Source organism: Flavobacterium endoglycinae (genome assembly GCF_017352115.1).
Classification (GTDB): Bacteria; Bacteroidota; Bacteroidia; order Flavobacteriales; family Flavobacteriaceae; genus Flavobacterium; species Flavobacterium endoglycinae.
In genome coordinates this window covers 4,685,281-4,699,071 of sequence record NZ_CP071448.1, presented here as the reverse complement: position 1 = coordinate 4,699,071, position 13,791 = coordinate 4,685,281, and the positions used below count along the sequence as shown (strand labels likewise).

The following is a 13,791-nucleotide window of genomic DNA, read 5'->3' as shown; positions in this document are numbered from 1 at the left end:
TTTTTGATTAATGTTATAACAGCGTCATAACCCATTATTTTTTGGTAATAAATACTCTTTCCAATTCGGTGTCCAGAACTACTTTGTAAACTCCTGGAGCGGCTGGATATTTAGCATTTCCATTTTCACCTGGTGACATAGTGGCAATACCGTTTTTAATCAGCCTCCATGATGGATCCCACCACTGGCCTGTAAAAGTCGCTTCTAAAGTTCCTGTCAACGTATATTCGCCCACTAATTGATATGGATTATTAGGATTGTTTGCAAGGTGTAAGCTTTTTTGAGTCCACGCATCCCAAGTATCCCAAGTTGCTCCTTGAATTCCGCCACCGCACACACTTACAAATGGTCTTCTTTGTGCAGCATCATCATGCCATAAACCGTTTGCCACGTCTGCCCAAACTTTACTTGTTGGTGTGTATTTTTCGACAGTGTATTTTAAAGTATTTGGATTTACTTTGATTTTGTAATATCCTTTTGTTGGTAAAATAATAGGTGCCGAAGCGACATCATCTGTTAATTCTCCTGAAGTATTTAAACCGAAACAGTGCGGTGCAAAATCAGATTCCTGACCTAAGAAGAAGATTTCTTTATTGTCTTTATCAGCATAATATTTGAATTCGAAATCCTGTCCGCTTTTTTCGTGGAAATACATCGGAACTCCTACTGCATCTGTTGTAAGGTTAGTACCCTTTGGCTGATCGCATAAGTAAATTGCCGGATATTCGTTTGTAGCCACAATATTTACATTTAACGTTCCTGTATTCGGAATCGCAAATTTATCTTTTGCTGTAATCGTTAAAACGTAATCAGCAGCAGTTACAGGCAAAGTATAGGTTTTATTGAAGGTGTATGATTGTGGAGAATCAGCTAATTGAATCATTTCATCAATTCCTAAAGCTTCACATTTTACCTGAATATAATCGATACCAGAATCGTCGTTTACTACAAAATTTACCGGCATTTGATTACTCGTTGATAGTAAGATTACTGCTCCTTCTTTTGGTGTTACCATCGAAATACTTGGCGCAGCAAATTCTCCGTCAAGACGTAAATTGATTTCTTCATTTACGGCATTTCCAGAAACATCTGTAATCGTTAATTTTATTTTGAAAGCTTCAGAAGTTCCTCTGCTTGACGGAACTTCAAAAAAGTAACTTAAATCGTAGGCCTTTAAAAGTGGATCTGTTGCAAAAGTGATTACTTTATTAAGTGATAATTCGGGAATTTGAATCTGAACACTTTTTAATCCTAAGTCATCTGCAAGAGCTGCTTTGATTTCAAATTTCCTGCTTGGGGCACCATAAATTTCTTTTGTCGATACCACCACCGTAGGATTATCAGAACTAGGAAAATCTGAATCGTTACTTTGACATCCTGTAAAGAGAATGGCAAAAAGGGCAAGAAAAAATAAAAATAGATTTTTTTTCATTTCTTTAATTTTAAGGTTAGGTTTAGTTAGTTGTCTTTTTAAGACGTAAAGTTTGTTTGCGTTTGTAGGTTATTCGAGTTTTGATGCTTTCTTATTTATGTGGGGCAAAACAGAAAGCAAAAGTGGTTATTGGATTGTTTTCATAAGTATGGAAGTCTGTTTAATGGTTTGGTTGTTTTATTTTTTGTATTCTTTCTTCTTTATTCTTTATTCTTTATTCTTTATTCTTTATTCTTTATTCTTTATTCTCTCCTCTTTATTCTCTCCTCTTTATTCTCTCCTCTTTATTCTCTCCTCTTTATTCTCTCCTCTTTATTCTCTCCTCTTTATTCTTCTTCTTGATATCTATCCTTTTTCAGAATTAGTTTTTTTGTTTTGAAACCCGCAGCTGAAACCGCGGGTTTGATAAGTAATATTGTAAAACCAACTCTTACTACTTAGTTTAAAGAAGGCTCAATTCTTTAAACTGATAAACACTTATCTTTAAAACAAAAACACTTATTAATTAATTCCCATAACAAACCTTAAATTGGTTATCGGTATTGCAAAGAAATGTTTAATTCACACTTTTAAGGAGGGGTAAATTGGAAAAAAAAGGAGGTCAAAATTGCAATTAACTATTATTTAGAGTTAAAAATTAACAAATACGAAAAAATAACAGCATATTTTTACACAATACGCAATTAGTATTTTAAACGCCGATTTTCGAACTCAAACGTTAGAGTCAAAAAATCGGCGTGTTGTATTTGATTAAAAAGCAAAGGAAAAATCTAAATTCTGAAGGAGTTATTTGATAATATTCAAATCAGAGTTAAATGAACTCTTGTACTTTTTAATATATTCTGATGGAGTCATCCCGAAAAGTTTTACAAACTGCTGTCTGAAATATTTTGGGTCTTCAAATCCAACTTCGGAACTGGCTTGTGTAATATTCATGTCTTCTGTAAGCATTAACATCGCCGCTCTTCTAATCCGGACAGAACGAATAAAAGCATTTAAAGTCTGTCCTGAAATGATTTTAATTTTAGTATACAGTGTTCTGTGGCTCATACCCATTTCGAGTGCGAAGTTTTTAATAGTGAAATCTCTTTTGTGAATATTGGCTTCGACTATATCGATGCATTTCTTTAAGATTTCCTGATATTCTACAGGCACTTTCTGTGTGTTTTCTTTCAGCGTAATGCTGTCTAAGAAATACGTACGCAGATTGTGCCGGTTTCTTAATAACGATTCGACACGTGCTGTGAGAATATCATCATCAAAAGGTTTCGTAATATAATCATCAGCTCCTTCATTGATTCCCTGCAAATGAGTCTCGGGATTTTTAGATGCCGTTAATAAAATAACCGGAATATGAGATAAGGCATTATCTTCTTTAATTTTTCGGCACAATTCCAAACCGTCCATTTCTTCCATTGTAATATCACTTATCACAAGGTCGGGCATGTGTTTTTTGGTCAGTTTTAAACCTTCTTCTCCATTTTCGGCACTGTACACGATATAATTCTCCGAAAATAACTTAATCAAATACGCTCTTATTTCGGCATTATCATCGATAATTAAAACGGTGCGTTTCTCAGTAAGCATGATCTGCTGGAAATCACTTTCAGCCGTATTTGAAGTTGAAACCGAATTGATTTCTTCAATTTCATCTGGAATTAATTCGTCAAATAACTGGCTTCTCTGCGGTTTGTCGTTTATAATTTCAATATCTTCAAAATGGCTGTTTCCTTTTAAAAAGGCAAGTTTAAACGTACTTCCCTTTCCCGTTTCACTCGTACAGCTTACGGTTCCTTTATGTTTGTCGACAAAGTATTTGACGATGTAAAGTCCAATTCCGAAACCGGTTCCAACCGAAACTTTAGAATTGATTTGTTTGAATTTTTCAAAAATAACATCAATATCTTTTTTGTCGATTCCGTCGCCATTGTCCGATATTTCTAGGAAAACTTCATCATCGTTTTCGGTAAGTGTTAGTTTTATTTCACCTCCAATTGGTGTGTATTTGAAGGCATTCGACATTAAATTAAATAAAGAAATTTCTATTTTTTCATAATCCCCAATAATCGTGATTTCATGTTCTGGAATCGTAAATCTATAATTGATGTTTTTTTCTTTTGCTTGATTGACAAAACATTGATACACTTCATTACACAGATTATTAACGTTAATTGGAGACAAACGCAGAGAATCGGCATCATTTTCGGCTTTTCTAAACAATAACAATTGATCTACCAGACTCAAAAGTCTTCTGGCGTTACGATGTGCAATTGCCAAATCGCTTCCTGATGATCCGTTTTCGACATTTTCTTTCTGAACGGCTTTTTTCAACGGATTAATTATCAGCGAAAGCGGTGTTCTAAATTCATGCGAAATATAGGTAAACATCGACGACTGTTTTTCGGCTATCTCTTTTTCTTTTTTGCTTTCCAGTTCGGCGATTTTCACCTTGTATTTTAGTTTTTCTTTGTTTTTATGATAATCCAAATACACGAATAACAATCCGGCTGTCGCCAAAAAATACAAAGTATACGCCCACCAGGTCCTGTACCACGGCGGCAAGACTTCTATAGTTACCAAACTGACTTCTTTGTTCCAGCCTCCTTGAAAATTGGTCGTTTTTACTTTAAAAGTGTATTTTCCTTCTGGAAGTTTTGAGTAATTGGCTTTTCGGGTCTGCCCAACATAACTCCATTGTTCATCCCAGCCATCCAGAAAGTAGGCATAATTGATTTTGTCGGCATTGTTATAATCGAGTGCGACAAATTCTAATGATAAAGTCGTTTGATCATACGCTAGGCTAACATCTTTTATTTTATCTGAATCGGGGTCAACTTCGGCTTTGCTTTCTTCAATTGGTTGATTGTTTACATAAAAATCCGTCAGCAAAACATGATTTTTCTGATTGAATCCTTTGATTTTTTCTGGGAAAAAGATGTTGAAACCGTTTATACCGCCAAATAAAAATTCTCCCGATGATAATTTGATTCCGGCATTAAAACTAAACTGATTGCTTTGTAAACCATCATTTACCGAAAAATTACGGAAGGTTTTTCGTTTTTTATCAAACTTGCAAATGCCATTGTAAGTACTCATCCAGAGATTTCCTTCTTTATCTTCAAGCAATCTCAAAACGGTATTTGACGGAAGTCCGTCATCTGTTGTTAGTCTTTTAAAGGTATTTTTTTTTCGGTCAAATAAAACCAAACCGCCTTCTTGTGTTCCAAGCCAGAGGTTTTTGTCTTGGTCTTCATGAATACAGCGAATTGGGTTTCCAATAACTGTTTTATGGATTTTTCTGGTTTCTTTTTCAATTGAAATCAACGAAGTATAATTTCCTCCCCAAAGCTTTCCGTCACTGGTTTCTGTAAGTGACTGCAGGTTGTTTATATTTTTATCAAAAAGTACAAAGTTGTTTTGGGAACGATCAAAAAGATATAGCGAACCTTCGTTGGTCGCACTTGCCCAGATATTTCCTTTTGAATCTTTATAAACAAACCAAATGTTTTTTTCTATTTGTTTTGTATACGGATTATAGCACGAAAACTGTGTAATTGTATTGCTGCTTTTATTAATTCTATTGACACCGCCTGCCCAAGTCGACAACCAAATATCGTTATTATTGTCGCGGACAATTCCAGTAATGAAATGACTCGAAAGTGTTGTATTGTAATTGGTATAAGTGTTATTTTTTCGGTTCCAATATTTTAAACCTGCGCCGTCTGTACCAATCCAAACGTTGTTTTTTTCATCTTCGCAGAAAGATAAAATAAAGTTTTCCGCTGGTTCTTTGGCGTTGTATTTAATGCTTTTGAAATATTTTGGCGTATCGCTCAACATACTGATTCCGCCTCGAAGCGAACCGAACCATTTGTTGCCAGATTGATCTTCGTATAAACTCCAAACTGAATTACTTTTGGCGAGTTCTATTCCTTTTGAAATATTGTACGGAATTGTTTTTTTAAGACTTACATTAACGTAAAAAATACCGCATCCATCTGTTGTCAGCCAGACTTCACCTTTTTTATCTACCAAAATATCGGTAACACTGCATTTGCTGGAGAAGTAATTATTTGAAACGCTTCCGTTTTTAGTATTGAGCAAAAAAAGACCTTCATCTGTTCCCAGCCAAAGATTTCCATCGGGAGCCAATTTCATTGATTTTACGCCCATCGAAAGCGGAAAAACTACTTTTAGATCTTTTGTTTTGTAATGATAACTGCATACCCCAACATTTCGGACGTAAATCCAGCAGGCATTTTTTTGTTTGTTTTCTTGAATAGCAATTGCATCGTAATTATTGACGCTGATTCGGTTGCCTAAAACAGTCAGCGGAATTTGTTTTCCAGTAAAAGAACCATTTTCAAAAACAATTAAACCTAAATTTTGAGAAGCGACCAAAACCAGATTTTCTGATACTGAACGCATTTGATGAATGATATCTTTTAACGATTGAGGTTTTTTATTTTGGGAAATATATTCAACCGAATGAAAAGTCCCTGAAGATTTATTGTAAATACTGACACCATTTGTTCCGCCAACCCAGATGTTTTTTCGAGAGTCGCCTTCGATGTTGTAAATGGTATTGAATAAAAGCGATTTTTTGTCGTTGATGCGATTTCTGAAAACTTTGAAATTGTAGCCGTCATAACGGTTTAATCCATCATACGTTCCGAACCACATATAGCCTTCACTGTCTTGAAAAATGGTTGTAACGGAATTATTAGAAAGACCATCTGAAATATCAAGAAACTTTATGGGATAATCTTGTGAATATCCTATCGAAGAAAAACTTAGTATCAGCAGAAAATAGAGAACAAAACGCTTCAAAACACACTTTTTTATATTCTTGTAAAAAGTACAATTATAAGCTAATTTTATAAAATTTTAGAATAATGAATGTAGAAATGATGGTTTTCCTTTGGTTTTTATAGGATTTTATCTTTGTATAATATTTTTAACGAATTATTACTTATAAGTTTTCATTAATTAAAAAGCCTCAAATGAAATCACATTTAAGGCTTTTCTATCTTAATAATTTTTAATTTTTATTTTTAAACTCCTCGATTGCAGCATCCGACAATTGCGGATTTGCTCCTGGAGATCCGGCAACCAACGCTCCAACCGCACAGGCAAAATCAATTGAATCCTGAGGTTCTTTTCCTGAAAGCAGTGACGTAATTAAAGCCGCTAAAAAAGAATCGCCTGCTCCTACCGTATCAACCACTTTTACTGGATAGCCTTTGTTTTCGTACAGTTTTCCTTTCCAATATAACAAAGCGCCATGTTTTCCGCGTGTCACACACATTGCTTTCGCTTCTGTAATACTGGAAATAAATTTCATGTTTTCACGAAGATTAGACGAGATAAAGCCAAAAAAAGCGGTAATTTCAAGTAATTCTTCGTCATTAAACTTTATAAAGTCTGCAGACTCCATTAACTGCTCTAAAACGGGATATGAATAATGTGGTTTTCTCAGATTGACATCAAAAACCTTGTAAATATCTGCCTGCAATAATTCCTGAAGCGCTAATCTTGAAACTTTATCTCTTGAGATCAAACTGCCATAAATTAAAACATCTGCTTCTGAGACAATCGATCTGGATTTTTGATCTAATACAATTTTATCCCAAGCCGATGGATAATTGATTTCATAAGTTGCAGAACCACTTTCGTTTAAAGTTACTTCAACCAGACCTGTTGGATATTCATTTGAAATACTTATAGTATCCGTTTCCAATCCCAACTCTTTTACTTTATTTATAATTTCCCTTCCCTCTTCATCATTTCCTACACAGCTAATCATTGCGGTATCAGCACCAAAGGATTTCATACGCAACGCCACATTTAACGGTGCTCCTCCTATTTTCTTTTCACCATCAAAAACATCCCACAATACTTCGCCAAAAGCTATTGCTTTAAGATTTTTTTCGTTTTTCATTCTAATTCTTTTTTATGATCCAGTTACATAAAAATAAACTTTTAATTACTGACGTCCTAAAATTTTTGATTTATAATAACAAAAAAAGAGGATTATAAATCCTCTTTTTTAAAATAATATTTCTACCGATATTTAATTCCTAACGGAATTCAACCAATATTTAAACCCTAACTGGGTTCTACCGACATTTAACCCCTATCGGGGTTCTACCCATATTTAACCCCTAGCGGGGTATTTTTTTGACGTTTTCTATGCCTACCGATATTTAACCCTTAAATGGGGTTTTACCCATATTGAACTCTTAACGGAGTATTTGCTCTGTTAATATCTCGGAGAGATTAAATATTGGTAACATTCTTAGACCTCTAAAAATTGTCCCGTAGGGACTAAATCTTAATCCAACAAAAAGACAATTAATCCTCTTGCGCCATGTGCTCCTAGAACCAGAGATTGTTCAATATCAGCCGTTTTTGAAGGCCCGGCAATAAAAGTTCCAAAACCATATTCTTGATTTCCTATTCGATCATATGCTTGCTGCATCGTGCGTACAATATCGCTTTTATGAACGATAATCGCTAGATATTGTGCAATGAAAGGCGCAACACGCTGTCCTAAAATATCATCGGTTACCCAGAGTCCGCTGTTTTCGGCTACTCCAAAATAGGCTTTAATAACAGTTAGTTCTACATTTTCAAGCGAATGCGGATCAGTATTTTTCCAGTCTAAAGATGCTATTTCTGAAAGTTCTGGAATCGTGGTTATCAATCTTTTTTCCAGATTGTAATTGGATTTGATATACTTGATAATCTCTGTATAATCAGCAACTTCAACTGGATCACCTCCAATGCCTTTTAAAACCGTTTTATAGGTTTCGATTGTATCAAATTGTTCCGAACCTAAAACAGTTAAATCTGGCAGGTCTGCAGCAACATTAGGCTGGTTCAGTTTGATTCTTTTTAGGATTTCGGCTTTACTGCTCATTTTCTTTATTTTTAGATTCCCTAGAATTTTTCTTGTACCATTCTCTAAAGGATTGTTCTGGAACATCAGGCATTTCACGCTGATCGTACCATTTGTTCATTTTATTGTTAACCATTCCTGGAATATTCTTCATCACAAATCGTCCTGATTTTCCAGCAATATTAAAAATCGTTGGATTAGCTAAAACGGCTGCCATAGTTTTCATGGCGATGGATTTTGCTTTTGGCGTATGTCCTTCTTTTACCAAAACCTGACGCCATTTGTACAGCTGATCGTGAATATCGATTTTTACGGGACAAACGTTGGTACAAGAACCACAAAGTGTACTTGCAAAAGGCAGATCGGCATTTTTGCTCATATCTAGGTTTGGCGCCAAAATAGAACCAATTGGTCCTGCAACCGCATTGTGATAACTGTGTCCGCCGCTTCGTCGGTAAACCGGGCAGGTATTCATACACGCACCACAACGAATACATTTTAGCGAATTTCTAAAGTCTTCTCTTCCTAATTGTGTACTTCTGCCATTGTCTACAATTACGATGTGCATTTCTTTTCCGTCTCTTGGCTTTTTAAAATGACTCGAAAAAGTTGTAATAGGCTGTCCTGTTGCACTTCTGGCCAATAATCTCAGGAAAACGCCTAAATGTTCTCTTTTCGGAATTAATTTTTCAAATCCCATACAGGCAATATGAACATCGGCTAAATGTGCGCCCATATCGGCATTTCCTTCGTTGGTGCAAACCACAAACTCTCCGGTTTCTGCCACAGCAAAATTAACTCCAGTCAACGCTGCTTTCCTCGTCAAAAATGTATTTCGCAAACTATGACGAGCCGATTCTGTTAAATACTGCGGATTGAAATTTCCTTTTTCAGTTCCTAAATGTTCGTGGAAAGTTTCGCTTACATCTTCTTTTTTTAAGTGAATCGCCGGAAGTACAATATGGCTTGGCGGTTCTTTTCGAAGTTGTACGATATATTCACCTAAATCAGAGTCGATTACTTCTATTCCTTTTTCGGCTAAATAATCATTTAAATGGCATTCTTCTGTAAGCATCGATTTGGATTTTACCATTTGCTTTACATTGTGTTTTGCCAGAATCGAATGTACTATTTCATTATGTTCTTTGGCATCTGCCGCCCAATGTACAATTATTCCGTTTCTCTGAGCATTCGCTTCAAATTCCACTAAATAGTCGTGAATATTAGAGAGAACGTTCAGTTTTATTTTAGAAGCCGTTTCGCGAAGCAGTTCCCAATCTTCGATCTGGTGTGCTGATTTATCTCTTTTCGCACGAACAAACCAAAGTGTTTCATCATGCCAATTGACACGCTCGACATTTTTGTTGAATTTTGTTGCGGCTTCGCTGTGCGATATTACTTTTTCTGATGACATCTTTGTTGTTTTTTACCATTAAGGCATTAAGTAAATTAAGCCAAACTTTAAACTTAATTTCTTAATAGTGAAAAGAAAATTAAGCTCAATTTAAAATCACTTAAATCCCTTAAATCTCTTCTTTATCTACCACACTAAGCGAAATGAACTTAATATCGTAATGGTAGAAAGAAAATTAATTTTCGAGTGAATTTAATATTTCAGCAATGTGAATGGTTTTGATCCTGCTTTTTTGTCTTTTTAGAATTCCATCTAAGTGCATCAAACAAGACATATCTCCACCTGTAATATAATCCACATCATGACTTTCGTGATCTTTAATTCGGTCTTGTCCCATTTTTACTGAAACCGCTTCTTCAGTAACACAGAATGTTCCTCCAAAACCACAGCATTCGTCTTTTCTAGTTAAGGAAACCAAATCCAGTCCTTTAATGCTATGCAATAATTGTTCTGGTTTTGAGAAAAATGGTGCGTTTAGTTCTGACATCTGCGAAAGCTTTAATCCTCTTTGTCCGTGGCAGCTTACGTGCATTCCGACTTTAAAAGGAAAACTTCCGTCAATGTGATCGATTTTTAAAACATCAGTTATAAACTCTGTCAGTTCGTAAACTGTATTTCGGATTGCGGTGGCTTTTTCTTCCTGTTTTTCGTCGTGTAAATGATCTTTCACATGTAAAACACAACTTCCGGAAGGACAAACAATATAATCGTATCCTGAAAAATTAGCTATAAAATTAGCATCACAGCCTTTTGTTAAATGTGCATAACCGCTGTTTGCCATGGGCTGGCCGCAGCAAGTCTGCCCCATCGGAAACTCAACTTCACAGCCTAATTTCTGCAAAAGTTCGTATGTCGCAATTCCTACTTTTGGGTAAAACTGATCAACATAACACGGTATAAAAAGTCCGATTTTCATTTTAGTTTATTTTTATTTTTTTAAACACATAGAAATATAGATTTCATAGCTCAAAAAAAGACATTTTATTTCTTTAAACAAACATAGTTATGTGTAATAATATGTTATTTTTTACTCTGAATCTTAGCCATAAAAATCTATTTTTCTACGTATTACCTATTTATTTTCACGCAGATTAAATCAGATCAAAAAGGTTTTAATTTTTAATTCATAATTTTTAATCTATTCATCAACGATCACTTTAATGCTTATAAAATTTCAAATCAATTAAATCATTTTGAATTGGTTTAGGATTCCAGTTTTGATGAATTGCCAATGCAGCACCTAATGCGCTTGCTTGTGCCATCGATGCGGCGTATACTTCTACATCTGGAAAAGCTTCTGCTAATAAGTTCATGTAAATTGAATTCTTGCTGAATCCTCCGTCAACAAAAATCTTTTTTACAGGGCTGTTATGAATGACTAAATTAGTTGAAAAAACTTGTTGTTCTACCAAATCCAGCATTAATTGATGGTAGGCTGTTTCGTAATTTTTGAAAGTCGAAAGATTTCTTTTTTGAAAAGGACATTCTTTTAAAATATCAAAATTATATTTTTTAGGATATAGGATTTGAAAATTTAAAGCTCTTAAATTCGAAACAATATTTTTATCAAAATAAACTTCTTTGTACGTATCAATTGGAACATTAAAATACTCTGCCAGCCTTTTTGTTTGTACTTCGTGTTCGTTTCCTGCAAAAAGTCTTGCGGCTTTTACGGGTTTTTCGGTGTACTGCAAATAACACAAACAGTCATTTTGCAATTCTTTAAAAGTCAAAGGTTTGTTATTGAACGGGTTTAAGGAAATACTCCACGTTCCGGTCGATAATAAAACAAACGGTTCTGTAAAGTTTATGGTATACGGAATTATCGCTGATGAACTATCGTGAAGTCCGGCTCCAACTGCCAGTCCGTCTGAATTTTTAATACTATCTTTTCCGTAATGAAACGGTGGAATTTTATTTGAAATGCCTTCTTTTTCAAGCCATTTATGATATTTCATTTTTTTGAAATTCCACAAATTGGTATGACAGCCCACACTTGTAATATCGGCGTAAGCCTCATTGGTTAAAAGAAAACTTAAAAATTGAGGCAGATGCAGACAGTATTTTACTTTTTCGAACACGTCTGGTTTTTCTTCTTTTAAGCGGTAAATCTGCATTCCCGAATTTAAACTTCCTAAAACTGGAGAAGCTGTTTTTACGGCAAATGATTCTTCGCCTTTGTATTTTTTATAAAAGTCTGATTTTAAATTCTCTGGATACTCTTTTAAATAATTATACAGAGGAGTTAAAACTTTTCCTTCTTGATCGATGTAGACAAAACTGGCGCCGTAAGTGCTGAAATTGATGGCTTTTAAAACGTAACTCGTCAGGTTTTTTATTTCTTCTAAACGTTCGAAAATCCAATTTTTAAGAAGGTTTATATCTTCACAAGGAAAGCCATCTTCATCGACTGTTTCTTCAAAATTGACTGATTTTTCCCAGACGATTTTATAATTTTCATCAAATAAAAAAACCTTTTTGTTTGTTTTGCCAATATCAAAAATTGCAACTACATTCATTTCTTTAATTATGAGTTATGAGTTCAAGAATTATGAATTATAAGTTATGAATTATGAGTTATAAATATGTACACACTAATTTAACCTGTTGGGCGAAATGGAACAAATTTAATTTTAACACATAGAAACATAGATTTCTATGCGTTAAAATAATTTCACCCAACGGGTTAACTTATAACTTATAATTTATAATTCATAACTTATAATTACAACCCAGTGGCCAATGTTTTTAATCCTCTTTCTCCGATTAGATTTTTTCTAACGGAAAGGCTGCGGTATAATTCAACTGGATTTAAAGCCGCTCCTGAACGCAAACGAGCTTCTGCCACTAAAGCGCGAACATCGGTACGGAATGCATTTTGAAGAATTTCCTGTGCTTTTACCACATCATTTTCTTCTTGTGCTTTTTCTAATGCTTTTCTATCAACAGAAAGTGCCTGGGCGTACGCAATCATAATTGCTTCAACTGATTGCAATAAGTCTTCTAACGGATCTTTGATGTTGTGAGAAGCATCGATCATCCAGCCTAAATCTTTTGCATGATTCATTCCTCTGGCATCCATTCCTTCAACCAATTCATTGAAAATCAAAAATAATTGGTATGGTTTTAAAGCTCCGGCAGTTAAATCGTCGTCTCCATATTTTGAATCATTGAAGTGGAATCCTCCTAATTTGTTTTCCATCAATAATAAAGAAACAATTTGTTCAATATTGGCATTTGGAAGGTGATGTCCTAAATCGACTAACGTTTGTGCTTTGTCTCCTAATTTTTTTACATATGAATACGATTGTCCCCAATCTGCTACTGTTGTCGAATAGAAATTAGGTTCTGCGCATTTATATTCTAAAAACAATTTCCAGTTTGAAGGCAATGCATCGTAGATTTCTTCTAAACTTTCTAATGTATTTTGATAAGCTTTTCTGAAGTTTAATTGTCCTGGAAAGTTAGAACCATCCGCTAACCAAACGGTTAAAGATTCAGATCCTAATTCGATTCCGTGTTTAATTACTTCTATGTTGTGAGCAATTGCTTGTTTACGCACGGCTTTGTTTACGTTTTGCAAAGAACCATATTTATAAGTATGTTCAGCATTGGCTTGATCTTGGAAGGTGTTTGAGTTCATGGCGTCAAACTTTAATCCGTGCTGTGCTGCTAGTATTTTAATGTCAGTATAATTTGTTGGAATATCCCACGGAATATGAAGTGAAATGGCTCCTGAAGCATTGTTTAATTTATGAAGTAATCCAACATCTTCGATTTTTTCTTCTAATGAACGAGGTTCTCCACCTCCGGCGAAACGTCCAAATCTTGTTCCTCCTGTTCCTAAAGCCCAAGATGGAATGGCAATTTGAAAATCGATTAACTTTTGAATAATGGCTTCAGCATTTTCAATTTCTGAGGTTGTAAAGGCAAATTTATTCTGGTGTTTTTTTAATAGATCTTCGTTATGAGATTCAATGTGGTTTGATGAGATTAACATAGTTATTTATTCTTTTAATAGAGTTTACAATATATAGAATTTCT

At 34.6% G+C, this 13,791-nt stretch carries 8 protein-coding genes; all 8 read right to left on the bottom strand.

What is annotated here, in order from left to right:
- Window positions 1–34: 34 nt before the first annotated feature.
- The 8 genes from J0383_RS20550 to J0383_RS20515 all read right to left on the bottom strand — a co-directional run bounded on the left by J0383_RS20550 (window position 35) and on the right by J0383_RS20515 (window position 13,747).
- Window positions 35–1,432 (bottom strand): hypothetical protein, encoded by a 1,398-nt coding sequence (locus J0383_RS20550; protein ID WP_207295818.1) that lies wholly within the window; start codon window positions 1,430–1,432, stop codon window positions 35–37.
- Window positions 1,433–2,218: 786 nt separating this feature from the next.
- On the bottom strand, window positions 2,219–6,262 hold the full coding sequence (locus J0383_RS20545; protein ID WP_207295817.1) for a two-component regulator propeller domain-containing protein: 4,044 nt from the start codon (window positions 6,260–6,262) through the stop codon (window positions 2,219–2,221).
- Between the two features lie 211 nt (window positions 6,263–6,473).
- Window positions 6,474–7,373 carry a carbohydrate kinase family protein gene (locus J0383_RS20540; RefSeq protein ID WP_207295816.1) on the bottom strand — a complete coding sequence of 300 codons (900 nt, stop codon included), beginning with the start codon at window positions 7,371–7,373 and terminating at the stop codon, window positions 6,474–6,476.
- Window positions 7,374–7,766: 393 nt separating this feature from the next.
- Complete coding sequence (locus J0383_RS20535) at window positions 7,767–8,354, bottom strand: LutC/YkgG family protein (protein WP_207295815.1); 588 nt, start codon at window positions 8,352–8,354, stop codon at window positions 7,767–7,769.
- Window positions 8,344–9,747: a lactate utilization protein B gene (locus tag J0383_RS20530; RefSeq protein ID WP_207295814.1), complete on the bottom strand. Its 1,404-nt coding sequence runs from the start codon at window positions 9,745–9,747 to the stop codon at window positions 8,344–8,346. The genes J0383_RS20535 and J0383_RS20530 overlap by 11 nt, the downstream gene beginning before the upstream one ends.
- A gap of 175 nt (window positions 9,748–9,922) precedes the next feature.
- Window positions 9,923–10,663 carry a (Fe-S)-binding protein gene (locus J0383_RS20525; protein WP_207295813.1) on the bottom strand — a complete coding sequence of 247 codons (741 nt, stop codon included), beginning with the start codon at window positions 10,661–10,663 and terminating at the stop codon, window positions 9,923–9,925.
- Between the two features lie 241 nt (window positions 10,664–10,904).
- Window positions 10,905–12,266, bottom strand: a complete 1,362-nt coding sequence (locus J0383_RS20520) for an FGGY-family carbohydrate kinase (protein ID WP_207295812.1) — start codon at window positions 12,264–12,266, stop codon at window positions 10,905–10,907.
- 206 nt (window positions 12,267–12,472) lie between these two features.
- Complete coding sequence (locus tag J0383_RS20515; protein WP_207295811.1) at window positions 12,473–13,747, bottom strand: TIM barrel protein; 1,275 nt, start codon at window positions 13,745–13,747, stop codon at window positions 12,473–12,475.
- Window positions 13,748–13,791 lie beyond the last annotated feature (44 nt).